The organism is Brevibacillus fluminis, assembly GCF_003710825.1.
Classification (GTDB): domain Bacteria; phylum Bacillota; class Bacilli; order Brevibacillales; family Brevibacillaceae; genus Brevibacillus_D; species Brevibacillus_D fluminis.
This window is the reverse complement of record NZ_RHHQ01000010.1, coordinates 81,732-105,319: the sequence shown is the minus strand read 5'-3', so window position 1 is coordinate 105,319 and position 23,588 is coordinate 81,732. Positions and strand designations below refer to the sequence as shown.

Sequence of the window (23,588 nt, the reverse complement as noted above, 5' to 3'; positions counted from 1 at the left end):
GGTATTATGCAGGAGTGGCGATAAAGGATAAGCGCCGCTTGTTTTGGAAAAGGGGAAGAAAGTGTGAAACTTGTCATCGTTTTGGTGGTTACGACACTAATCAGCATGATCGAGACCGTCTCCTATTCAGCTCGCCTATCAGGAGCGCGGACAGGTCGGATCGGCACCTCCACCTCATTGTTCAATATTTTGGTCGTATTTTCTCGCTTTGCGGTTATGCTTCAGCTGTTTTTTCTCGCCTCGGTCGTGGAAGAGGCGATCAACAGCCATAATGTGGACGGGCTGGATGTAAAGCTTCATTATGTGCTGCTTTCGATGAGCGGCGGAATTTTGCTTGGCATGATGTTTGTGCCAACGGTTGCCCGCGTGCTGGAGATCGGGACCTACAAGCTCGACGAGCACGGGAGTTTTCCGCGCATTATCATGTCAGAGGGGATTCTTCGGATTTTGCTAAGGCTCCCGTCGCAGTTTTGGCTGCCGGCGATTCGCTCGAACCTGCGCCAAATCCGCACGGTCAAGCTGGGCTATACCTTTTTCGTCCTGAATGCCGCGATATTTTCCTTCTACTCCATCGCCAATCTTTCAGCCCTGTTCGCAGGTGCCATGATGCCCAACGACCGGCTGCAGGCAAGCATGCTGGCATCCGTAATCAATGGGGTTGGGACGATTCTTTTGGTCATCTTCGTCGATCCGATCAGCGCCAAGCTGCTCGATGACGTCGTAATGGAAAAACGACCGCTTCGCGACTTGAAGGCGTCGATCTTCCAGCTGGGACTGGGACGACTGCTCGGTACGTTCATCGCGCAGCTTTTGCTATGGCCATTCGCTAAGTTTATCTCATGGATCGTCTGGGTCAGCAAGCACGGATTTTTCGGTTGATGCCAGCAGCTCGTCATAGGCGGTAGCGGCGTTTGTATAGCGCGCATCTCTCTAGTGCAAACTGGGAATGAGAGGAGGCGTGCGTCGTGGAACTGCTCGATGTTGAACCCGCCCGCATATGGCGGCTGTTGATTCCGATTACGAACTGGCTTTATACGGATGAAGTGCCTGAGGATGAACTCATTTTTCACTATCGCAAGCATGTCTATTTCGTGCATGAGGATGGCGCGGTGCTGTCCATTCCCGCTCCGGATCACCTGGAGCGGCTTGAGTTGGAAGATTTGTATGATCTCTTGGCCGGATCAGAGGATAGCTATGATTTTGACGATGAAGGCGTATTCGATACGTTCTCGGTGTTATCGCGGATGGGATATCTGGTTCCGACGAAGCACGAGGGGGACCGGCATCACTATCATATCGAAATCGTCAATACGATGAAGCCGGAAAGCTTGTCTGTCTCTTACGATCTGGAGCAGGTCAGCTTTGAATTCGCACTGTACCATGCCCTGATGCGCTGCCATGAGCTCAACGAGCAGTGCGATTGGGATTATGAGCACGAAATAAAAGAAATAAAAGAAGTTGCTTTTTCACAGTTAGGATAGTGTAAAATTAACAAAGATGCGTTATGATGTTAAACGTACATATCATTCTTGCAAAGGAGGTTGTCTATAATGACAACTCAAGTAGAACGCACAGGCGTTGTTACCTTTAAAGACCAACCTGTAACACTGATCGGACCAGAAATCAAAGTAGGCGACAAAGCGCCGAATTTCACTGTATTGGGCAATGCCCTGAATCCTGTTACACTTGACGATTCCAAAGGAACTGTGCGTGTCATCTCCGTTGTTCCATCCCTGGATACAGGCGTATGCGATCAACAAACTCGTCGTTTCAATGAAGAAGCAGCTCAACTGGAAGGCGTATCGATCCTGACAATCTCCGTAGACCTGCCATTCGCACAAAAACGCTGGTGCGGCGCAGCTGGCATCGACAAAGTCGAAACACTGTCCGACCACCGCGATCTTTCCTTCGGTACTGCTTATGGCGTAGCGATCAAAGAATTGCGTCTCCTGAGCCGTGCGGTTTTCGTAGTGGATGCTACTGATAAAGTGGTGTACGTTGAATACGTACCAGCTGTGGGCCAACATCCTAACTATGAAGCGGCGATTGAAGCAGCGAAAGCAGCAAAATAATCAGCTTCCACGTAAACTACCGTCACAAGCTCTACGGAGCTTTGGCGGTAGTTTTCATTTTGATGGGGCGTAATCGCGTGCATTGAACAAAACCCATGCTTTCTACTATACTAGCGGAATAGAAGATAGACGTTGCGGAGGATGGCATGGAGAAGGTGTTGAGTTTTACCGCGTGTGAGCGGCAGCAAGGAAAGACGGTGCGGGACGTCCTGCAGCAGGAATACGGGGTGTCCCGTCGGTTGTTGATCCGTGCTAAGCATGAGGGACGCATTTTGGTCAATGGCAGTGATGTGTACGTCAATCATGTCCTGAAAGCGGATGATGAAGTGATCGTCATGATCCAGGAGGAGACGGCGGAGACAATCGAGCCGCAGGCGATGCCGATCGAGGTACGCTTTGAGGATGAAGATTTGCTGATCGTCGCAAAGCCGGCAGGGCTCGTCGTACACCCCACGCGCACGCATGAGGATGGCACGCTGGCAAACGGTGTCATCGCCTATTGGCTGGCAAACGGCGAGGAGCGCAAATTCCGCCCTGTCAACCGTCTTGATAAAGACACATCAGGCCTCATGATCATCGCCAAAAATCAATGGGCGCATGAGCAGTGTTCGCGGATGCAGAAAGATCGTACGATATTGCGTACGTATGTTGCGGCTGTGCACGGCATGGTCGAGCAGGAGGAAGGGACGATTGATGCGCCGATCGGACTGGCTGATCATTCGATCATCGAGCGAACGGTGAGAGCCGATGGACAGCCCGCTCGAACGCATTATCGCGTCCTCAAGCGGGAGGATGGGTACACATGGGTGGAACTCCGTCTGGATACGGGACGTACCCATCAAATCCGCGTGCACATGCGCTACCTTGGGCATCCATTGGTAGGCGATGACCTGTACGGTGGAAAGCGCGAGTTGATCGACCGGCAGGCGCTGCATGCATGGCGGCTGGAATTCGCCCATCCGCGGAGCAAAGAGCTCCTATGCTTCGAAGAGCCGCTGCCGAACGACATGAGACTACTGGAAAAATGAAACCATTTCGGTTATGCTAAAAGTGCTTTCACAAACTAAAGGAGGTGATACAGGTGAAGCTTGTCTCCTACAGACCAATTGATAATGATGCGATGCCATGGCGCGCAGGGCTTTTGGTGGACCAGGCGGTGATCGATATCAATTGGGCAATGCCCGATGCACCGTCCACCGTGCTGGAGCTGCTGCAAAATTGGGCTGTATGGCAGCCTGCCTTGCAAGCGCTTTCCCTCGATTGCCATGAGTATGAACCACTGTCGCTTGAACAGGTGCGCCTGGGATCGCCGCTCACTCGTCCGAACAGCTTCCGCGATTTTTACGCATTCGAAGCGCATGTCAAAACGGCGCGTGCCCGACGGGGGCTGGATATGGTTCCCGAGTGGTATCAGTTTCCGGTCTTTTATTTTTCTAACGCCTCTGCTTTTCTCGGGCCGGAAGAGCCTGTCGTCAAGCCGAAAGCGACTGAATGGCTCGACTACGAGCTGGAGATCGCCTGCGTGATTGGCAAGGGCGGCATGGACATTGTGGTTGAAGATGCAGAGGAGCATATCGCTGGCTTTTGCATCCTTAACGATTGGAGCGCCCGCGATTTGCAGCGCGAAGAAGTGAAGGTCGGTCTTGGTCCGGCAAAAGGCAAGGACTTTGCCACGTCGATGGGGCCGTATTTGGTGACGCTGGACGAATTGGAAGATGTGCGAACAGTATCTGCGGCAGGAAGCAGGTTCAATCTGCCGATGATCGCGAGGGTGAATGGCAAAGAGTATTCGCGCGGATCGTTTGGCGACATTCATTATACGTTCGCCCAATTGGTGGCGCACGCTTCCGCCGACTGCATGCTGCATCCTGGCGATGTGCTGGGCTCTGGCACGGTCGGAACCGGCTGCATACTGGAGCTGGGCACGGAGCGCTATGATTGGCTCAAGCCGGGAGATATCGTCGAGCTGGAAGTGGAACGCCTCGGGATCTTGCGCAATACGATAATTGCCAAATGAGAAGGGGAACGGAAAGAGGGAGAATGCATGCCATTTTATCAACGCATGGGCGAAGTGCCGCACAAGCGGCACGTAACCTTTTTTAAGCCTGACGGAACCTTGTACCGCGAGCAGGTGATGGGAACGAAAGGGTTCTCTGGCGTCCAGTCGATTTTGTACCATCATAATCCACCGACACAGGTGCGCGCGACGAAAAAATTCGCGGACCGGACGATTGAGTATGTGACGCAAGAACATCTAAAGCACCAGCATTTTCTGAGTTTCGATTTGCCCGCAGGCGGTGATCCGGTTACAGGCCGGCACTATTTGCTGGGCAACAGTGATGTCGTGATGGGCGTCTGCATCCCGACCGAGCCAATGGATTATTTTTACCGTAATGCCGATGGGGATGAAGTGCTATTCGTGCACCAAGGCGAAGGCGAGCTGCAGACCGTTTTCGGAACGATTACGTACCGACCCGGCGACTATTTGGTGATCCCGATCGGTACCACATACCGCATCGTCCCGGCAGACGAGAAAAGCCGCTTTTTGGTAATCGAAGCTTCGAATGAAATTGTTCCACCGAAGCGGTATCGGAACGAGCATGGTCAATTGTTGGAACATTCACCGTTTTGTGAACGAGATATACGCGTGCCGGAGCGGCTGGATACACATGTCGAGACAGGCGAGTACGAAGTGCGAGTCAAGCGGAGCGATGTGATTTACAGCTATCAGTTTGATTTCCATCCGCTCGATGTGGTGGGCTGGGATGGCTACCTGTACCCGTACGCGCTCAGCATCCACGATTTTGAGCCGATCACCGGGCGCATTCACCAGCCGCCGCCTGTGCACCAGACGTTTGCTGGACCGAATTTCGTCATTTGCTCGTTTGTTCCGCGGATGTATGATTACCACCCGCAATCTATCCCTGCGCCATATTTCCACAGCAATGTGGAGAGCGATGAAGTGCTGTACTATGTTGATGGTAATTTCATGAGCCGCAAAGGCGTATATGAAGGATCCATCACGTTGCACCCGATGGGCATTCCACACGGGCCGCATCCAGGCAAAATTGAGGCGAGCATCGGGAAAACAGAAACGAAGGAATTGGCTGTCATGCTCGACACGTTCCATCCGCTCCATGTCACCAAGCAAGCGCTGGCGATCGAGGATCAGGGGTATATGTCAAGCTGGTTGCCGACAGAATCGTAAAGGCTGAGGAAATAGGAGGAACAGCGCGTGGAAATCAACACGAGCGAAATTAACCGCCAAGAAAAATACAAGCTGCTGATTGGCAGCGTTTTGCCAAGACCGATCGCTTGGATCACATCGGTCAGTGAAGACGGAGTCGTCAACGCGGCGCCATTCAGCTATTTTAATGTCGCCTGCATCGAACCAATGATGGTTTCAATAGCAGTTATTCGGAAGCCAGGCGGTGCTTGGAAGGATACAGCGCGCAATATTTTGGAAACGAAAGAATTCGTCATCAATATGGTGGATTGCCACAACGTGGATGCTGCGAATCAGAGTTCGGCAGACTATCCGCCGGACGTAAGTGAAGTGGACGAAATCGGGCTGACGAAACAGCCGTCTGCACAGGTGAAGGCACCACGCTTGGCCGAGGCCAGGCTTCATTTCGAATGCCGGCTGCACCAGGTCATGCCGCTCGGCGAACCGGCTACATCGGATTTGATCATCGCCGAGGTTGTTCACGTGCATGTCGCCGATGAACTTTATTACGACGGCAAAATCGATGCCAAGCAGTTCGCGCCTGTAAGCAGACTGGCGGGCCACTCTTATGCCACTCTCGGTGAGCTGTTTGACCGCCCGCGCCCTCTTTACCAACCAAAATAAGATTGCTTGACCGTTGCAGGCTGCCACCTGCGCGGTCTTTTTTTTACAGACTTCTGGAAAGAAGCTTTTCTTTATTGTAGCAGAAAAGAAATGCACGTAAAAGCGTTAAAGCGTCGAAGGTGGCTTGTGAACAAGGATCTCCGCCTCGGGACGGAGGCGAAATCCCTCCATGGACAGTTATGGCCAAAAGGTCCGTTTGCTATCCTAGTAGTAGAGAAACGAACAGTTCAAGTACAGGAACAAAGAAAGGTGAATGTGAGATGAATCGACTCTATCGTTCGGGGCATGACAAGAAATTGTTTGGGGTATGTGGAGGGGTGGCGCAGTTTTTGCGGATCGATTCCACACTGGTTCGTCTGGGTGTGATCGTATTGACAATCTTTACCGGAATCCCAATCCTGATTTATTTGGCGATGGCGATGATCGTGCCGAAAGAGCCGACATGGGTGAATCCGATGAGCGAGTTCGGAGGCGAATACAGCCATAATCCTTATGCGAACATTGATAAAGAAATGGAGCAGCTGGAAAAGCGTGCGATGCAGCAGGAGATTTACCGGCTGCGTGCGGAGCTGGCGAAGTACAAGGGGTTGTAAAGGTTACGTGCAACTAAGGCTCCGCAAAAAAAACGCGGAACCAAGTTTTCTAATGGAAAGTGTAAACAATTGGAACTTCCTGCATAACATGTAACGTAGTTGTAGCATGTTACATAGGGAGGGAACAACAAGTGTATCTCGGTGTGTTCGACATGAATCATCGTCTTGAGCAAACTCGCAAAGTTTTGCGTGAGAAGCAACGCCTTATGCAGCTGATCGAGGATGATATCCGCGAATTGGAGAAAGACGTGCAGGCGCTGGAAGAGATGATGGGCAGTGTCACGATGAAAAAGGTTCGTTAATTAAACAAAGAAGCAGTAAGCCGTCATGTTGAGGCTTACTGCTTTTTTCTTCGCATTATCGTCCAAGGAATGCGTCCATCTGCTTGCGGTGATGCATATCGTGATCGATCATCCCTTCGATGTAGCGGGCGAGCGTCATTTCTTTTTCCCCGATGTAATAAGGAGCTACGAAAGACTCCTCGCTATGCGTGCGGAGCTTGTCAAGCAGTCGGGAACGAACGTCCACCCACTGGTCGAGCAATTCATCGCGTTTGACGCCGGAGCGTGCATAACGCGCTGCATCGCCATTCATTTTTTCCACATCGACGGGAACGGAAGGGAGCTGCTTGCCCGGTGCGATATGGGGCAGGCGAACGTCCAGGATGAAATGATCCCATGCGTTCAGGTGGGACACAGTTTCGGCAATGCTCCATTTGCCATCCTGCATCGGTGAAAGCCATTGTTCATCGGTGATTTGTCTCGTTGCATTGGCCCATGCGATACTCGTTTCATATCGCTGCAAAATCTCCTCCATCATAAGCAATCACCAATCTCTCTTTATTAATCGGTCAAAATGAGCGGGCCGTTTGACGTAATCGCGATCGTATGTTCATACTGTGCGGAGAGGGCGCCGTCGCGCGTCCGAGCAGTCCAACCGTCATCATCAATTTTGGCATGATAGGTGCCGAGATTCAACATCGGTTCGATCGTGATGACCATTCCTTCTTTCAGGCGAGCGCCTTTTCCGGCTGGCCCGAAATGCGGAACGTACGGGTCCTCGTGCATGCTTTGCCCGATGCCGTGTCCAGTGAAATCGCGGACGACCGCCAAGCCATTGGCTTCGGCGAACTTTTGGATCGCATGAGAAATGTCGCCGATGCGGTTGCCATCGACGGCTTGCTCGATTCCGATGAACAGCGCTTTATGAGTGAGGTCGAGCAGACGACGCGCTTCTTCGCTGACGGTGCCGCATGCATAGGACCAAGCGGAGTCAGCCAGCCAGCCGTCTTTGTTCACGACCATGTCGATCGTTACGATATCGCCGTCCTTGAGCGGCTCCTTTTTCGGGAAGCCATGACAAATGACATCATTGACAGACGCGCAGGTTGCGTATGGATAGCCATGATAGCCTTTCTGTTCCGGGGTGGCGCCGTGCTTTTGCAAAAAGCTCTCGACGAACTGGTCGATTTCCCAGCTGGTGACGCCAGGACGAATCATATGGCGAATTTCTTGGTGGCAGGCAGCCAAAATTTTGCCCGCTTCCCTCATTTTCGCGATTTCGGTTTCTGATTTGATAACAATCATGGTAAATAGCTCCTTCCTGGTTCCACGGCTTTCATTTTGTTAGCATATGTTTGAAAGGCCGACATTGATTCTTGGTTCATTTTATAAGATAATAAAGGGTATTCGCCTATTTCGCTTTTTTTGCGAAGTGCCATTAACGAGTGAATGAAAAGAGGTGTTACGTGATGTCTACAACCGAACTGCGTTTGGAGAAAAGTTTTGAGAAACGCGTGCTGCGCACCCTGCAAGCGAATTTCCGCCGCAACAACCCCGTGCTGCTGCGTGAAAGCCTGTGGGCAAACGGACTGTCACATGAACAGGTCGATGTCGTGATGTCTTTGCTGGAACGCGATCAGACTGTTAGCGAGATCATGGAGGCGCTCCGCGAGCAAGGCGCTTTTTAACAATACCGCCAGCTAGTGGGCATACCTGCACACAAGAAGGACCATTCATTGCTGAGTGGTCCTTTTTACGTATTTTTTGTCCGGTTATCCTACCGAAGCGGAACGACGGCGAGCTTTCCTTTTCCGGTACAGCTGAAGCCCTGCATAGACCAAAAAATAACTGACGATCGCTGCAAAAATGCCCATCACAGCGCTGCCGGTAAAATAGGCAAGCCCGTACTTTTTCATCCAGGCAATAAAAGCCCAGAAGCCCGCTCCGCCGTGATCGACATGATTTGATGCGGATTGACCGAGAATGTAGCTGCCGAGCTTCATATTTGGAATCATGAAGATGGGCAGAACCAGCTTTCCAATGACAAAGCCGATCAGGGCTGCCGAGAAACTTCCGCGGAACAGGACATTCAACGGATACAGCAGCAGGAACACTAAACCGATGGTGGGTAAGGTAATGAATTCAATCGCAATGCCAAGAGCGAATCCTCTGGCAACGATTGATGCGGCTCCTTTCATTCGCATCAATTTGTAATATTCGAATTTAAATTTGCGATATAATTTTCTCCACATGCACACATTTCCCTCATTTAGCGTGGTCAGATTCTCCTTATTATACCTGAAACAAATCGACAGCGCCAATTTCGCACGACTATTTTCGACCGACCAAATTTGCTTTCAGCCAAAGATTTGGCATAATACTAGAGAGTGTGTACATTTTGCGGCATGGGTGTGGTGAGGGGTTTGCAAGAAGCGATTCAAGTATTTAGCGAATATATCGCCGATTATGGCTATATCGCGCTTTATTTACTGTTTTTCCTCGGCATCCTCGGCATGCCGATGCCTGAAGAGACATTGCTCGTATTCTCCGGGTTTCTCGTGTCGACAGGAGAGCTCGACTACTGGCTGACCATGCTCGTTTGCTATTTGGGGTCGATCAGCGCCATGACAATCGCCTATTGGATCGGCAGGAAGGTCGGCTATCCGGTGATCGAGAAATACGGCAAACGCCTTGGTTTGGGCTATACCGTTTACAAAAAGACGGAAAGCTGGTTTAATCGTGTAGGCAAATGGGCGCTGCCTCTCGGGTACTTCATTCCGGGCGTCAGACAATTCACTGCTTATTTTGCAGGGATCACACAGCTCTCTTTTGTAACGTTTATCGTGTACACCTACTTGGGTGGGTTGGTTTGGTGCGTCTTGTTCGTGACGCTTGGCTGGCAGCTAGGTGAGCGATGGGAGCAGCTATTTGATCTGATTTCACGGAATTTGGCGATCTTTTTCATTGTGGTCCTGGTAGGTATCGTTGCTTTTTCGTTTTACCGCAAAAAGAAGGGTAAATAACGCAGGGAAAAGGATGTGTTCACGATGGACGAAATGAACAGCTTGGTGAAACGCGAAACGACTGAATTGGTGCCAATCAAGTTGCCGGAAGAGCACCAGCGATTCTACGATAAATTGCGTGCAAAAATGGAACGATTCATCAAAGAGAAAGGCGTCAACGATCAAATTTCGCAAGTTCTTCTACTTGCACCTGACCTGTTCGTGCTCCTTGCTCGATTGATGGTGGACAAGCGGGTTCCGCTGGAATCAAAAGCGATCGTCGGCTTGGCGGTCACCTATTTCATCTCGCCGATCGATCTGATTCCAGAACTGGTGGCAGGTCCATTGGGAATGGTCGATGATGTCGTGTTCGCGGTGTACGCGTTGCGGAAAATTTTGCTCGATGTGGATCAAACCATTGTGCTTGAGCATTGGAATGGCAAACAAAACCTGCTGGACGTCATTTCGAGCGTTGTGAAAACAGCGGATGAGCTGGTAGGAAAAAATATGGTAACCAAGTTGAAAGAGCTGCTTTTCTCCAAGGCGAAAAAGAAGTGAGGGGAATCCATCTTGAAACAATTGAACGATTATGCGGAGGGAGAACGCGTCATCACGTTTTGTCTGGTCAAACAAAGAGAGCTGGCGACGGCAAGCAACCAGAAGGAGTATTTTAACCTGGAGCTAGCGGATCAGTCCGGCACCTTGCCGGCAAAAGTGTGGGATGTAACCGAGGAGCTCAAAGAGATCATCCAGGTGAAGGCCATCGTCAAAATCGACGCAACCGTTCAGATGTATCGAGGCAAAAAGCAGTTGGTCATCCAGCGCATTCGCCTCGCGTCCGCGTCAGACGAGGTCGGGCATGAGTCGCTCGTGCAAGCTTCGCCGGTGCCGCAAGACGAGCTGTGGGCATCGTTGCAAGGATATGTCGGCAAGCTGAAAAGCCAGACGCTGCGACAAGTGATTGAGCATTTGCTCGGTGAACCTGATCTGCAAGACCGCCTTAGAAGCTTTCCAGCTGGCGTGAAAATGCACCATAACTATTACAGCGGGCTGATGGAGCACATCGTTTCCTTGCTAACGCTGGCAGACCGGATTTTGCCGCTTTATCCACAAGTCGACCGCGACAGCTTGTACGCGACATGCATCCTGCACGATATCGGGAAGCTGTACGAGCTGTCCGATGCCATCGCGCCTGAATACTCCACGCCTGGCCAACTGATCGGCCATCTCGTCATGGGGGTGGAATTGGTCAGCGACGCGTGCCGGGCGCTTGGGATTTCGCCCCAAGATTCGGAGATTTTGCATTTGAAGCATTGCATCTTGAGCCATCACGGCGACGTTGATCTTGGATACGGCAGCGCGGTTTCCGGCAAAACGCCAACAGCTGTTCTGTTCCACTACCTGGATCAGATCGACAGCAAAATGAATGCGCTTGGGCAAACCTTGACGCAGATGGAAGAAGAATGGGATTATGCACCCGTGCTTCGCCGCCGTGTGTGGCGTGGGTATTAATCGCAGAAAAACTCATCTAACATCATAGATCGTAGGTAGGAAATTTTCTATTTTTGTAGAATACCTACCTTATTCCAACTTACATTGGAAGAGTACTGGGAGAATGGAGGAGAATGTTCATGAAACGGCCAACCTATACATCCGCCAGTTTCATCAAGAAAGTGTTCCGGCCCGGGGAGCGTTCACTTCCAAGAAATGAATTCTTAGAGCGACTCGACCAAACACTGCGGGATGCCGATGTTGTTACCCCAGCAGAATCTATGCTCCAAGAGGTGCTCGCGCATCCAGCCGGACCGGTTCGCATTGGGCGCAGCGAAGCGATATTGGAATTGACATACGCGCCACATCAGGTGTTCGATTTGGCTTACCGATTTATGCGTGAGACACATTTACCGAGGAGCTTGGATCAGATCATACCCGAGCTGCGAAAAAGAACCAGCTTTTCCTGGAATCAAGTCTCTCGAATGCTGGAACTGGAGCGAGATCCTCGATTTGTACAATATGAAGGGGACCCGCGCTGGTACTTGGTCGAATGGAAGCTGGCCAACGACTTGCTGTATACGTTTGCTGTCGAGCGGAAGTTTCAGCAGCTGGCTTTGCGATCCTATGGCCATGTCCTCGAAGTGTACCTTGGCTTAAACGCGAAAGAATACGTTTTTCTTCCGGAAATGGACGACAGGTTCCAAGTGGAAGGCGAAGTGGTGTACATACAAAACCAGGCGGAAGAGACGACTGGTGATGAGCATCAGGCGGAAGCGGCGGCGACGCTCGCAGTTGAAGCAGAGATCGCGGACAATCCGGTCGAGCCGGTTGAAGCAGCTGCTGCCGATGCTCCTGTAGCTGTTGAAGCCGCACATACAGTGGAAGCAACGGAAACAGACGCGCCGCAAGAGGAAGCCACAGATGAACAGAACGAGGCACAGATGCCGGAAGTAACAGAATCAACGGAAGTAACAGAAGCAGCAGAAGAAACTAATGAAACAGAAGAAACAAATGAAACAGAAGAATCGACCAATGAAGGTAACAATGCATCAACTATAACGATTGAGGCCAAGGAGGAATTGGGAATGAACACGACATTGACAAAACCAGTACTGCATGAGGTTGACGAGTTGTTGAAACAAGCGGTAGCTCTTCTGGAAACGCGCAACGACGATATGGGTCAAGAGGTTGTGAACAACTTCCAACAAAGCAACATGCAGGCAATCGAAGAGCTGATGCAGGAAAAATGGAAAAACGAGCAGCTCGTCCAAGGAATCCAACAGGTGCTGGCCGCTATCGGACAATGAGTCAGCTTGAGGCAATGATCCGGTTAGAAGAGCGGTTTGTTCTGTTACGACAGATCATCCAGGACTATCGGGGACGCCTTGCGTTTATGGATGAAGAGGTTATCCGCCTGTTTTCAACCAACCAATTATCCGCTATCTCGAGCCAAATTGCGGAAAAACAGCGTATTGAAAGAATGATCCAGCAGCTGGAAGCCTTTGTTTCGCATTACGAGCCATTGGCGGATGCTGGAATTACCCACGATTCCCAACGATTCTAACAAAAATTTGCCCAGATGATGAGCGAATTTCGATGAATCGGGGAAAACTGGGAACATAAGTCGAAGTCGTTTTTTTCACGTGTGGACTTTTACTGTCACCATGCGTGAGTGTTTCGTGACGAAAGGAGTAGAACCATCCCCCATGTCAGTCGGTAGAAATGAGCTTTGTCCGTGCGGAAGCGGAAAAAAATACAAAAAATGTTGTGGTGTCGTCACGCCCATTGATGAATTGCGGAGTTTGCGTGAACAGCGCTTGCGCAAGGAATACACCATGTGGATCGAAAAGCTGCGCAGATTCGTAGGCGTACAAGCGACGGATGCGGATGTAGCGCAAGCGCGGGCGCAAATCGCACAAGAAGTGGGCTTGCCGGAAGAAACGCTGCTTTCGCCGGAATGGGCTGCACACTTCTACAACTGGTTTGTGTTTGATCGCAAACCAGTCGGGGGCAGCTTGCTGGATCAATTTTTGGCCCAAGATGGCCGGAAAATGGAAGCGGAGCTGCAAGAAGGCTTCCGTAACCTCTCGTTCGCGCTTTACGTACTTGAGGAGATTCATGATGATCATGTAACCGTTCGCGAGCTGCTTGGGGAGGGACGCCGTGAAGTCGTCGACGTCAAAGGTGTCACCCCACAACCCGGGCAGATTATAGCAGGCCGCTTGCTGTCACTTGGACAGCGGGAGTTGCTGTTCTCGGGCAGCATGTTTTTGCCAGCCCAGCTGCAACCAGCGTTAATCGATTTGGCTCAAAATTCGGGTGGCCTTACAGCGCCTGACCTGTACCGTTTTGTTTTGCAATCCGGTTCGACAGAGACGGAGCGACAGGCAACAGGGCTTTTGCGCCGCACGTACAAGCAGCCGTTTTCGCGCAGTGAAATTCGGGAGCGCCTGGAGGCGAATCCGTCATTTACGCTGAAAAAACAAGATGTGGCTGATGAGCTGTGGGTGTATACAACAGCGAAACAGGAGTTTTTGCTGCATTCACTCGGCAACGCGCTTTTGGAGCTGCATGAAGTTGCGGGTGAATTGCATCTGCAAGAAGAGGTGCTCGTCATCGAGGCATTTGCGCCTCAAGCAGATGAGATCGCCGATGCACTGTACTGCAGTGAGCTTGTAGAAGAGCAGCCGATTCAAGTGCTGACCTCGACCAATGCGCGCTTAAGCAAAGGCACCATCTTCATCACTAGTGAGCCTGCGCTTCCACCTAAACTGCTTCAGTGGGCTGTTCAGACGTACTTTGCCGAAAAGTGGCTGACCTCGGAGCAGCCTGAATTGGGCGGCATGGAACCGATTCTGGTCGCTGCATCAGAGCATGGCGAGTTCAAACAGCAGTTGGAGCTAGTCGTGACTCAGATGGAGAAGGAAAATCAGGTAGGCCAAGGAGCAGGCCGCTATATGCGCTTGGATATGCTCCGACCACGCCTAGCGCTTCCGAATTCGACGTTGAACATCGAAAACTTGCTTAGCCGCCCGCTGATCGAAGGGCTGCCGGAAAGTGTTTATACGGTACAGCCGCAGCTGCTTGGCGATATCGCAGATTTTGTGCGCGATATGACGGAAGGCAAGTCTGAAGCAACTGTAAAAAAATACGATGAGGTCATGAATTTGTTCCGCACCTTTGTGCGTAGCGCATTCGGACCGCGTTTTGATTGGGCGCAGCTGCGTCCGGAGGAAATGGCCTATTTCCTCACGCACGATTGCGTGAAGCGATCGGAGACCATTTCCAAAACGTTTGCAGCCAATCTGCTTTCCGTCTTAACCGCGTTCTTCAAATGGCTGGATAAGCGGTACCAGACCATTCTCTCCGTTGCAATGCAAACGCTGCTGTCGGAGCTGAAGGAGACATTGCCGGAAGCGTTCCGGATGCGCCAACTGCTGCAAAAAGAAGCGTTGGGCAATCTATACGATGCCGCTCGTAAGCCGAGCAAGGTCGCAGAGAATGTTTGGGTCGTTTCAGCGAAGCAGGCATCTGGATGGAGCGTTAAGCAAAAAAGTGGCGCTGAGCTGGTTCTCAAGCTCGAGAGCGCAGTGGAAGATACGCTCGCAGCCAACTGGTCGCTGTTTGCCGTGATTGGACAAGCAGCGGACGGAGTTTGGTATTTGTACGGCACACCGGAGCTGTATCCGCCGGTTGTTTCCAAACTTCTAGGTGCTGACATAACCGTGCTGGCATAGTTGCCCTACCACGCAATAGCATAAAAGTTAAAAGCCCTCAGTGCACCGGAATTCGGTGTCTGAGGGCTTTCTATGTGAGTATAAGAAGTGTAACAAAGGCTTGTCGGCGCCGTGATATCACAAAAGGCTCCGCCAAAAAACTTGGGGAGCCAATGTATTAAATCCTTCATGCGATGGTACGATTCGTTAGTTGATGACACGACCTGCTCTGACAAAGTGCTCGTTCCACCAACCGCTTTTCATGGAGCTGTATTTTACGCCGCCTTCACCATATGTATGAAGTACTTTGTTATCGCCAACATAAATGCCGACGTGACCGATACGGTTGATATCGTTTGCGTCATATTTCATAGTTGCTCTGGTCGAGAAGAAGACGAGATCGCCAGGACGCAGTTGGCTGCGGGAAATCTCTTTTGTTTTCTTGTACTCGGAGCGAGCGCCGCCTTTACCCAGATCGATGTTCGCGCCTTCTTTATAGGCCCACATTACGAATTCGGAGCAGTCCATCGTAGATTTGTCAGAACGGCTGGAAGCATACTGGTATGGTGTGCCCATGTACTTTTCACCAGCTTTGATGACGCTTTGGGCAACTTTTTCCCAATTTTGAGAAGTTTCTGGCTTAGTGGTGCCGGTAGTCGTATCCAGAATACGGCGAACTTTGGTCAAATCGCTTTTCACTTTGGAAAGCTTTTGTTCAACAACTTTCCCTTGGCCTTTGGAAGCGTACAGGAACTTGTCGTTACCAACGTAGATACCTGCATAGGAATCGTTCTTGAAGAACAGGATATCGCCTTGCTTGATGTCAGTCTTAGCTACGCTTTTTCCTGCAGTCGTCAACGATTTGAGCGAATCATCCAACTTTATGCCGCTTTCTTTCATGACATATGTAATGAATCCCGCCGAGTCAAAGGAGCTTGGCCCGTTTGCACTGCTTTTATATGGTTTGCCCAGCAAATCGTAGGCATCGTTCGCTACATCGCTCGCACTCGCTTGCGCAGCGAAGGCTTGTCCACCATCAGCGAACACCAACAGGGATGTGCTCAGCATGACAGCCAATGTAGATTTTTTCAGCCAATCTTTTTTTGTCATTGTTGTTCCTCCTCGTGTTGTTGTCGCCCCAGTTAACTGGGTACATTTCCATGTTAAAGCAATGTATCCTGATACATAACCCTGCAAAATTTTCCTATGGGCATTTTGAGCAGATGGACCTAAAAAAGGAGAGATTTCTAACTATCGGTAACGAGATTTCTTTTCGTTAGGGTCTATTTTCCTATATGTAAATGAGAATATGATGAGGAGAAAATGAGAATAAAATGAGAAAAAGCCCTGAATCACAGGGCTTTCTGGGCTTTTTGCTGATCGAGAAGATGCATGGCATATTGCAGCGGGCGCTGGATGGATTGGCGAAACAAGGCAGTCTGCCCCATCTCCTTGAAAATGTCGCGCCCTGGTTTGGGGTTCACTTCAATCAGCCACACTCTTCCATTTACATCGACGCCAATGTCCAGGCCGAATTCCATCATGCTGCCAAAATGCTGCTCGATCACATCAACGACTGCATGAGCGAGCTCGTGGCATTCAGCGAGGATCGCAGCTGTCTTTTGCTCGCCGAACCGCTCTTTGAAAAAGGTTTGGAACGGAACGGCTTTTCCTCCGCCATGCAAATTGGAGGTGGAGCTGTCTTTTGGACCGACGCGGACGCCGAGCCCTGTCACGGACCATGTGCCCGTCTCATCCTTTTGAATCAATAAGCGGGTATCGGCGACGCGACCCGGGACGAGGGCGAGCTGCAAGCCTTGCTGGACCATGAAATTTCCGTTGCGAATCTGCTGGTTTTTGACCCAGCGGTTCAACCAGCTGACCAATGCCGATTCGCTCTTCAAATGCGCCTTACGCCGAACGAGTGAAAGATCACGCCCGAGAAGATGATAGCCATCTTTTGCATGCCGCAGCTGCAAAATGCTGCGGCCGCCCGTGCCATTGCCCGGCTTGATGTAAAGCAGCTTGTATTTGCCAAGCATGTCGCGCAGGTTTGTGGGCGAATAGTCAACCGTGTCTGGCATCCATTTCAGCAAGCTTTTTTCTTTCAAAAAGATTTTTGTCGCTGTCGCTTTATTCGTGTACGTATGATTGGCGTAAAGGAACAGATTTTTTTTCTTACGTAGCTCCCTGTACTCCGGCGAACCTTTCCGGCAGCGGTCGATGACAACATCAGGCCAGGGGAAGATTTTGCTAACCCAGCCGCCGCTTGCACCGGGGACATAGCCTCTGATTTTGCGTTGCGCCAAGGATACATCTTTATGGGAGAAGAGGAATACATTCGCGCCCAAATGCGAGCCTTCCTGAACTAAACGGCGAAAATAGCCGGGTTCAGCGAACCGGCTTCCTTCGCCGCGCCATGTCAGTATGCCGATGGTTGGTCTCGTCATGCAACAGATTACCTCCTAGCGGGATTCTGGTGACAGTATATGTAGCCTAGTACAAGGAAGGTGAGCCGGTATGATCGCCTTTTTATGCGGATTTGCGGCTGAGTGTCACTTACGTATAGACAAACCGACCGGTTGTGCTATAATGTAGCCGAAACCTAATAGATGCCATGGGGTGCTGGAATTGGCCGGCTGAGAGTGTATCCCTTCAAGATACTGACCCTTATACCTGATCTGGGTAATGCCAGCGTAGGAAACGTTCCGTCCGCGAGAAGCGGCGAACAGGTACTTTCGCATGGATATTGAGCGCTCCCTGGATCAGGGGGCGTTTTTATTTTCATTTTCAACCAGAGGAGTGGAACACAAAACCATGAGAATCAAAGCAAAACTAACGTTTGCACTGTTGGGCACGTTCTTGGCCCTTGCAGGATGCTCACAAGGCGCACAGCCGCCTGCGTCGGGCAATCAGGCAGCTGCCGGTCAGCCTGCACAAGAGACGGGCAAGCCGATTGACATCAAAGTGGTGCTGGATTGGACGCCTAACACCAACCATACCGGGTTGTATGTCGCACAGGAAAAGGGCTTTTTCAAAGAGCAAGGACTCAATGTACAAATCATCCAGCCGGGGCAGACTGGATCGGATCAGATGGTTGGCGCGGGTAACGCAGAATTTGGTGTGAGCTATCAGGAAGGCGTCACCCAGGCCCGCATTCAAGGTGTGCCGCTCGTTTCCATCGCGGCTGTGATCCAGCACAATACGTCCGGGTTCGCATCGCCTGTCGCCAAAAACATTAAAACGCCGAAAGATTTCGAAGGCAAAACGTACGGCGGTTGGGGCTCGCCTGCAGAAAACGCTATGATCGAGTCATTGATGCAAGGCCAGCAAGCGGATGCGAGCAAAGTCAAAATCGTCAACATCGGTGACGCGGATTACTTCACGGCGGTCAAACGCGACATCGATTTCGCCTGGATTTACTACGGCTGGACCGGAATTGAGGCGGAGCAACGTAAAGAGCCGATGAACATGATCTATTTGAAAGATTACTCGGAAAAACTGGACTACTATACCCCTGTTCTTGTTACCAATGAAAAAATGATTCAAGAGAAGCCTGATGTGGTCAAAAAATTCATGGCTGCAGTATCCAAAGGCTATCAGTTTGCGATCGACAAACCGGACGAAGCGGCGGATATCCTCTGCAAAGCAGCGCCTGACTTGGACAAAAATCTCGTGCATGCGAGCCAAAAATGGCTGTCGCCACGTTACAAGGACGATGCACCACGTTGGGGCGAGCAGAAAAAAGCAGTATGGGAAAACTATGCGGGCTGGATGCTTGATCACAAGCTTTTGGAGAAGCAGCTCGATGCGGATAAGGCGTTTACGAATCAGTTCCTTCCTGAATAAAAGCGAGCAGGAGTGATGAAATAATGGCAAATGCACTTGTCAGCATTCAAATTTTGCCGAGAACGAAAGACAACGAGGATGTCATCCCGTATGTTGACCGGGCCATCGAGATCATCGATCAGTCCAAAGTTAAATATGTGGTCAATCCGTTGGAAACGACGATGGAGGGTGATCTGGACGAACTCTTGGACATCGTGAAACGGATGAATGAAGCGATGCTGGAGATGGGGAGCCCCAGCGTCATTTCACAGGTTAAAATCTTATTCAAGCCATCGGGTGCCTCGATGGACAAATTAACGGAAAAATACCGATGAAAAGCGGTATGAAATGGCTTCAAACGAGTTGGCCACCACTTTTGGTGGTCTTCCTTTTCATTCTGGGCTGGCAGATTTCTGTCAGCTTGTTTGGTATCGAGAAGTGGCTGCTGCCTTCCCCGGCAGACATTTTGCGCGAAGCCTTATCGGAGCTGCCGCGCCTCGGCATGCACACATGGGCGACGTCCCAAATCGCACTCGCAGGCTTTTTGCTAAGCGGGACCGCGGGTCTGGTCATCGCGTGCATCCTGCACCTGATCCCCGGGTTTAAACGCGGGTTTTATCCGCTTTTGATCCTGACCCAAAACATTCCGATCATCGCCTTGGCACCGCTGTTGATGATTTGGTTCGGCTATGGACTTTTGCCCAAGATGATCGTGATTTTGCTCGCTTGCTTTTTCCCTGTTGTCATTGCCACGCTCGATGGCTTTGCCCAGACTGACCCGTCTATGTACAACTACATGAAAATGATCGGTGCCAACCGGCGTCAGCTGTTTTTCAAGCTAGAGCTTCCGAACGCGCTCCCTTATTTTTTCGCCGGACTGAAAATTACAGCGGCATACAGCGTCATGGGGGCGGTTATCGCGGAATGGCTCGGCACCGACAAAGGAATCGGCTATTACATGCTGTTTGCCAAATCGTCGTTTCGTACGGATCGGATTTTCGTCGCGCTGATGGTCATTTTTGCGCTCAGCCTGGTGATGTTCGCCGCCGTGCTTCTATTGGAAAAATGGCTGATCAAAGGGAGGGGCGCGCGTGTCCGAAATCAAGCTTGAGTTACAAGATATCGTGAAAAGCTTTCGGAATGGCAAAAAAGAGACGAAAGTGCTGGACGGCATCAGTTTGACCGTAGGTGTGGGCGAATTCGTCGCGATACTCGGCCCTTCCGGCAGTGGGAAAAGCACCTTGTTTCATTTGATTGGCGGTCTCTTGGCGCCAACCTCTGGCCGAATCGTGCAGGATGGCAGTGATGTGACGGGGACGAAAGGATTGATCAGCTACATGCCGCAGCAGCCGGCCCTGATGCCGTGGCGTACGATTGAAGAAAACGTCATTTTGGCGAGGGAAGTCGCGGGCTACCCGAAAGGAGAGTCGCTTAAGCTGGCCCGGGAGTGGCTTGATCGAGTGGGGCTTGCAGGCTATGAGCAGCAGTATCCGCACGTGCTCTCCGGCGGGATGCAGCAGCGTGCCTCGTTTGCGCGTGCTCTCCTGTCTCCCCAGGAGCTGATGTGCCTCGATGAGCCGTTCGGTGCGCTCGATGCGCTGACGCGGCAAGACATGCAAAATTGGCTCCTGGAATTGTGGGAAGCGAACAAGCGGTCCGTCCTGTTCGTCACACACAGCATCGAGGAAGCGCTGTATCTGGCGGATCGGGTGTATGTCCTGTCAAACAAGCCGACGCGCGTCCTGCAAGAGCTGAAGGTGCCTTTTGCCCGTCCGCGCCGGGAGGAGATCATGCATGCGAAGGAATTCCAGCTGCTGCGACAAGAATTGTATGAGTCATTGAAGCGAAACAGTGTGGAACATGCGCTTGAGGTAGGTGAGGCAAAATGAAGGTAGGTATTGACGCGCATATTCACTTGGAAAAGTATGAGCCAGCGGAACAGGAGCAGATGTTGCGTGATTGCTCTCGTGCTGGCGTTAGCGGTATGATCGCCGTCTCAATGGATCTCGCCTCTGCCAAGCGGACGAGCGCACTTGCGAAGCAGCACCCAACGCTTGTTTTTCCGGCATATGGGTATCATCCTGAGCAGGCTGTACCGACACCGCACGAGCAGGAGCAGCTCGTGGCATGGATTCGGGAACACGCGGCGGAAATGGTCGCGGTCGGCGAGGTTGGGCTGCCGTATTATTTGCGGCAGGAGATGGAAGAGAAGGGGAAAGCTTTTGTGCTCGAACCCTATATTGAGCTGTTGGATACATTCATCCGGTTGGCCAAAGAGCTGGATAAACCGATCGTTTTGCACGCCGTCTACGATGACGCCGCCATCGCATGCGACATGCTGGAAAAGCACAGGGTGAATCGCGCACATTTTCACTGGTACAAAGGTCCGGTGGAAACGACAGAGCGCATGATCCGCAATGGGTACTATATTTCGCTAACGCCGGATGTGCTGTATGAACCGGACATCCAAGAGCTGGCGAGCCTCTATCCACTTTCGCAGTTGATGGTCGAAACGGATGGGCCATGGCCGTTTGAAGGTCCGTTTGCTGGAAAGATGACTCATCCGGCCATGATCGCTGACGTGGTGGCGAAGCTGGCTGAGCTGAAAGGCTTGGCGAATGAACAGATAGCAGAACGCGTATATGCCAATACGTGCGCGTTTTACCGAATCAAGGAGTAATTGCTCCATCTCCTAAAAGCGGCATAAATTGTCCGCCCGACTGGATAACCCGCCTTCTTTCATCACAAACTAAAGCAAGTTTGCGGCAAAGGAGGCGATTTGCTATGGAAAAAAAGTCAAATGACATCAACGGCAAGCAAGAGAGCCATGTCCGTCAAGGCGGCGATGCGCACCGTTCGCAGCAGCCAAAAAAAGACGGACCTGTGCAAGGCTTTAGCCAAGCGCCAAAAGGGCTGCAATAACGAGGTTCACCCGAAAGGTGTATCCACTGCTGTAACAAAATTCCTCTTTCTTCGTCAAATACACGAAGAAGGGGGAATTTTTCTTTTTTTGTCGAAATTAACAACCAGATAAAGGAGACTGATACATATGGGAGAAGCGGCGAAGCCGGCACGGCTGCCAAACAACAAAAATGCTCAAAAAGAGCCCCGTAAGGTAAAACCGAGGAGAAGACGCGGATGGAAGCAAAACCTTCTGCTGCTGCTTTTGTTGCTTGTCGTAAGCGGTGGTGCGGCAGCGGGCGCACTCTATTGGCAGTTCAGCCAGCTCGTGGAAGATGTGAGTCAGCCTACGCCAAATGACGGGGTAGCCACGGTTAAGCCAGGCCTTAGCACGGTCTATGAACCGGATAAGTCTATTTCGATGTTGATTATCGGTCGTGACACGCGGAAAAACGGCGGTGGCCTAAATACCGACGTGATGATGCTGGCCACGATCAATCCAGTGAACAAAAAAGTGACAATGCTGTCCATTCCGCGTGACACGCGTATCAAGCTGGCGGGCACGAGCGGGTATGAGAAGATCAATTCCGTCTATGCGCTTGGCGAAAACCAAAAGAAGCGCGCGGAGCAAAAAGGACAGAAGCCGACGGAGAACGGGATCACGTTGCTGAAAAGCACGTTTGAGGACGTGTTAGGCATTCCGATTCAATATTATGCGGAAGTGGACTTCAAAGGATTTCAGGCCATTATCGACGAGCTAGGCGGTGTACAAGTGAATGTCGACCGCAAGCTGGTCTATGATGACCCGACGGATGGCACGCATATCAATTTGAGCCCGGGGCTGCAAGTGCTGAACGGCGACAAAGCGCTCGACTACGTGCGCCATCGTCATGACAACCGCGGCTCCAAGTATGAATCGAGCGACTTTGACCGCAATCGCAGACAGCAGGAAGTCATTCATGCGATTGTGGATAAGATGACGACGATTGACGGTATGACCAAAATTCTCGATATTATGAAGATTGCCGGCGATCACTTGCGGACAGACATGCCCCCTGACAAAATCAAAGGGGTGCTCAAAGATTTTGCCGGAGTCAATTCCAGCGCCATCAACTCGTTGGAAAACGGGGCCTATTGGGTTGGGGGGCCGAACATGAACTACACGTTCTTCCCGAACGACAAGCTTGCGAGCATCCGGACCGCGCTGCAGACGGAGATGAATATCAAACCGGAAACGCTCGGTCAGCTGAACGACTCCGTTTCGCTGGGTGCAAATGAAAAAACGCGATCGGTCGTTACGCCTCCGAAGCAGACGCAAACCACAACCACAAAACCCGAAGTCAAACAGCCGACTGTGGAAGAGCAACCAGCGCAGCCGACGAAAAAGCCTTCTACCAAACCGTCTACGCCATCGACGAATACTGGCAAGGAACAGCCGCCATCCGATATGAACGGCGGGACACCGAACCAGGAGCAACCAGCTGGTCAAGAGCAACCCCCGGCAGATTATGCGCCACAGACGCCGTCGACAGACCCGGCAACACCAGCTGCACCACCTGCAGATTATGCGGATACACCCAATCAAGGCTAAGTGAAAAACGACAATTCACGATGAAAAATCTCTCTTCTCGCGTCAGATGACACGGGGAGAGGGATTTTTTTTCTACAAAACCAGACATTCCTGTGATAGAATACTAGAAGACTTTTGCTTGGAAAGGTCTGTTTCGCAATATCTTCGTTTAACAGTGCCAATCACGTGATACGTGAAATCGTTTTTTTTGTCGATTGTGCAAACGGCGCCATGGACCACATATGATTTTGGTAGTGCATTACGTAACTAAGGAGTCTGAT

The 23,588-nt window shown here is 51.2% G+C and carries 28 protein-coding genes; 23 read left to right on the top strand and 5 right to left on the bottom strand.

What is annotated here, in order from left to right:
* Positions 1 to 63: 63 nt before the first annotated feature.
* The 9 genes from EDM56_RS13450 to EDM56_RS31490 all read left to right on the top strand — a co-directional run bounded on the left by EDM56_RS13450 (position 64) and on the right by EDM56_RS31490 (position 6,817).
* Complete coding sequence (locus EDM56_RS13450; protein ID WP_122918431.1) at positions 64 to 879, top strand: lipid II flippase family protein; 816 nt, start codon at positions 64 to 66, stop codon at positions 877 to 879.
* Positions 880 to 965: 86 nt separating this feature from the next.
* Entirely contained in the window at positions 966 to 1,481 is a 516-nt protein-coding gene (locus EDM56_RS13445; protein WP_122918430.1) for a hypothetical protein, read from the top strand.
* 69 nt (positions 1,482 to 1,550) lie between these two features.
* Positions 1,551 to 2,072 (top strand): thiol peroxidase, encoded by a 522-nt coding sequence (tpx, locus tag EDM56_RS13440; protein WP_122918429.1) that lies wholly within the window; start codon positions 1,551 to 1,553, stop codon positions 2,070 to 2,072.
* 146 nt (positions 2,073 to 2,218) lie between these two features.
* The gene (locus EDM56_RS13435) at positions 2,219 to 3,100 is read left to right on the top strand and encodes an RluA family pseudouridine synthase (RefSeq protein WP_122918428.1); all 882 of its coding nucleotides are present in this window, start codon (positions 2,219 to 2,221) and stop codon (positions 3,098 to 3,100) included.
* A gap of 53 nt (positions 3,101 to 3,153) precedes the next feature.
* On the top strand, positions 3,154 to 4,089 hold the full coding sequence (locus tag EDM56_RS13430; RefSeq protein ID WP_122918427.1) for a fumarylacetoacetate hydrolase family protein: 936 nt from the start codon (positions 3,154 to 3,156) through the stop codon (positions 4,087 to 4,089).
* A gap of 27 nt (positions 4,090 to 4,116) precedes the next feature.
* Positions 4,117 to 5,280, top strand: a complete 1,164-nt coding sequence (locus EDM56_RS13425) for a homogentisate 1,2-dioxygenase (protein ID WP_122918426.1) — start codon at positions 4,117 to 4,119, stop codon at positions 5,278 to 5,280.
* A 27-nt stretch (positions 5,281 to 5,307) separates the two neighbouring features.
* Positions 5,308 to 5,922: a flavin reductase family protein gene (locus EDM56_RS13420; protein WP_122918425.1), complete on the top strand. Its 615-nt coding sequence runs from the start codon at positions 5,308 to 5,310 to the stop codon at positions 5,920 to 5,922.
* Between the two features lie 260 nt (positions 5,923 to 6,182).
* The gene (locus EDM56_RS13415) at positions 6,183 to 6,515 is read left to right on the top strand and encodes a PspC domain-containing protein (protein ID WP_122918424.1); all 333 of its coding nucleotides are present in this window, start codon (positions 6,183 to 6,185) and stop codon (positions 6,513 to 6,515) included.
* 131 nt (positions 6,516 to 6,646) lie between these two features.
* Complete coding sequence (locus EDM56_RS31490; RefSeq protein WP_183192425.1) at positions 6,647 to 6,817, top strand: hypothetical protein; 171 nt, start codon at positions 6,647 to 6,649, stop codon at positions 6,815 to 6,817.
* Between the two features lie 55 nt (positions 6,818 to 6,872).
* Here the strand turns inward: EDM56_RS31490 and EDM56_RS13410 are convergent, their stop codons facing one another.
* Positions 6,873 to 7,334 carry a DinB family protein gene (locus tag EDM56_RS13410; protein ID WP_122918423.1) on the bottom strand — a complete coding sequence of 154 codons (462 nt, stop codon included), beginning with the start codon at positions 7,332 to 7,334 and terminating at the stop codon, positions 6,873 to 6,875.
* 23 nt (positions 7,335 to 7,357) lie between these two features.
* On the bottom strand, positions 7,358 to 8,101 hold the full coding sequence (gene map, locus EDM56_RS13405) for a type I methionyl aminopeptidase (RefSeq protein ID WP_122918422.1): 744 nt from the start codon (positions 8,099 to 8,101) through the stop codon (positions 7,358 to 7,360).
* Between the two features lie 164 nt (positions 8,102 to 8,265).
* On the opposite strand from map, the gene EDM56_RS13400 reads away from it, so the two are divergent.
* A complete protein-coding gene (locus EDM56_RS13400; RefSeq protein WP_122918421.1) occupies positions 8,266 to 8,484 on the top strand; it encodes a hypothetical protein in 219 nt (72 codons plus the stop codon).
* 84 nt (positions 8,485 to 8,568) lie between these two features.
* Here EDM56_RS13400 and EDM56_RS13395 read toward each other — a convergent pair whose 3' ends face one another.
* Positions 8,569 to 9,048: a DUF2062 domain-containing protein gene (locus EDM56_RS13395; RefSeq protein WP_122918420.1), complete on the bottom strand. Its 480-nt coding sequence runs from the start codon at positions 9,046 to 9,048 to the stop codon at positions 8,569 to 8,571.
* Positions 9,049 to 9,201: 153 nt separating this feature from the next.
* On the opposite strand from EDM56_RS13395, the gene EDM56_RS13390 reads away from it, so the two are divergent.
* From EDM56_RS13390 to EDM56_RS13365, 6 genes are all read left to right on the top strand, one after another.
* Positions 9,202 to 9,819: a DedA family protein gene (locus tag EDM56_RS13390; RefSeq protein ID WP_122918419.1), complete on the top strand. Its 618-nt coding sequence runs from the start codon at positions 9,202 to 9,204 to the stop codon at positions 9,817 to 9,819.
* Positions 9,820 to 9,843: 24 nt separating this feature from the next.
* A complete protein-coding gene (locus tag EDM56_RS13385) occupies positions 9,844 to 10,356 on the top strand; it encodes a YkvA family protein (RefSeq protein WP_122918418.1) in 513 nt (170 codons plus the stop codon).
* Between the two features lie 12 nt (positions 10,357 to 10,368).
* Positions 10,369 to 11,310 carry a 3'-5' exoribonuclease YhaM family protein gene (locus EDM56_RS13380; RefSeq protein ID WP_122918417.1) on the top strand — a complete coding sequence of 314 codons (942 nt, stop codon included), beginning with the start codon at positions 10,369 to 10,371 and terminating at the stop codon, positions 11,308 to 11,310.
* Positions 11,311 to 11,429: 119 nt separating this feature from the next.
* Positions 11,430 to 12,599: a hypothetical protein gene (locus EDM56_RS13375; protein WP_122918416.1), complete on the top strand. Its 1,170-nt coding sequence runs from the start codon at positions 11,430 to 11,432 to the stop codon at positions 12,597 to 12,599.
* 14 nt (positions 12,600 to 12,613) lie between these two features.
* A complete protein-coding gene (locus tag EDM56_RS13370) occupies positions 12,614 to 12,856 on the top strand; it encodes a hypothetical protein (protein ID WP_246009376.1) in 243 nt (80 codons plus the stop codon).
* Between the two features lie 142 nt (positions 12,857 to 12,998).
* A complete protein-coding gene (locus EDM56_RS13365; RefSeq protein WP_122918414.1) occupies positions 12,999 to 15,029 on the top strand; it encodes an SEC-C metal-binding domain-containing protein in 2,031 nt (676 codons plus the stop codon).
* Between the two features lie 186 nt (positions 15,030 to 15,215).
* Here the strand turns inward: EDM56_RS13365 and EDM56_RS13360 are convergent, their stop codons facing one another.
* Positions 15,216 to 16,118: a C40 family peptidase gene (locus EDM56_RS13360; protein WP_122918413.1), complete on the bottom strand. Its 903-nt coding sequence runs from the start codon at positions 16,116 to 16,118 to the stop codon at positions 15,216 to 15,218.
* Between the two features lie 242 nt (positions 16,119 to 16,360).
* Positions 16,361 to 17,458 (bottom strand): YheC/YheD family endospore coat-associated protein, encoded by a 1,098-nt coding sequence (locus EDM56_RS13355; RefSeq protein WP_122918412.1) that lies wholly within the window; start codon positions 17,456 to 17,458, stop codon positions 16,361 to 16,363.
* Between the two features lie 367 nt (positions 17,459 to 17,825).
* Here EDM56_RS13355 and EDM56_RS13350 point away from each other — a divergent pair, with 367 nt between their 5' ends.
* From EDM56_RS13350 to EDM56_RS13325, 7 genes are all read left to right on the top strand, one after another.
* Complete coding sequence (locus EDM56_RS13350; RefSeq protein ID WP_122918452.1) at positions 17,826 to 18,857, top strand: ABC transporter substrate-binding protein; 1,032 nt, start codon at positions 17,826 to 17,828, stop codon at positions 18,855 to 18,857.
* A gap of 23 nt (positions 18,858 to 18,880) precedes the next feature.
* Positions 18,881 to 19,171: a thiamine-binding protein gene (locus EDM56_RS13345; protein WP_122918411.1), complete on the top strand. Its 291-nt coding sequence runs from the start codon at positions 18,881 to 18,883 to the stop codon at positions 19,169 to 19,171.
* Entirely contained in the window at positions 19,168 to 19,947 is a 780-nt protein-coding gene (locus EDM56_RS13340; protein WP_246009375.1) for an ABC transporter permease, read from the top strand. The genes EDM56_RS13345 and EDM56_RS13340 overlap by 4 nt, the downstream gene beginning before the upstream one ends.
* Entirely contained in the window at positions 19,928 to 20,725 is a 798-nt protein-coding gene (locus tag EDM56_RS13335; protein ID WP_246009374.1) for an ABC transporter ATP-binding protein, read from the top strand. The genes EDM56_RS13340 and EDM56_RS13335 overlap by 20 nt, the downstream gene beginning before the upstream one ends.
* The gene (locus tag EDM56_RS13330; protein ID WP_122918410.1) at positions 20,722 to 21,516 is read left to right on the top strand and encodes a TatD family hydrolase; all 795 of its coding nucleotides are present in this window, start codon (positions 20,722 to 20,724) and stop codon (positions 21,514 to 21,516) included. The genes EDM56_RS13335 and EDM56_RS13330 overlap by 4 nt, the downstream gene beginning before the upstream one ends.
* Before the next feature lie 104 nt (positions 21,517 to 21,620).
* Positions 21,621 to 21,758 (top strand): hypothetical protein, encoded by a 138-nt coding sequence (locus tag EDM56_RS31485; protein ID WP_183192424.1) that lies wholly within the window; start codon positions 21,621 to 21,623, stop codon positions 21,756 to 21,758.
* 127 nt (positions 21,759 to 21,885) lie between these two features.
* Positions 21,886 to 23,328, top strand: a complete 1,443-nt coding sequence (locus EDM56_RS13325; RefSeq protein WP_122918409.1) for an LCP family protein — start codon at positions 21,886 to 21,888, stop codon at positions 23,326 to 23,328.
* Positions 23,329 to 23,588 lie beyond the last annotated feature (260 nt).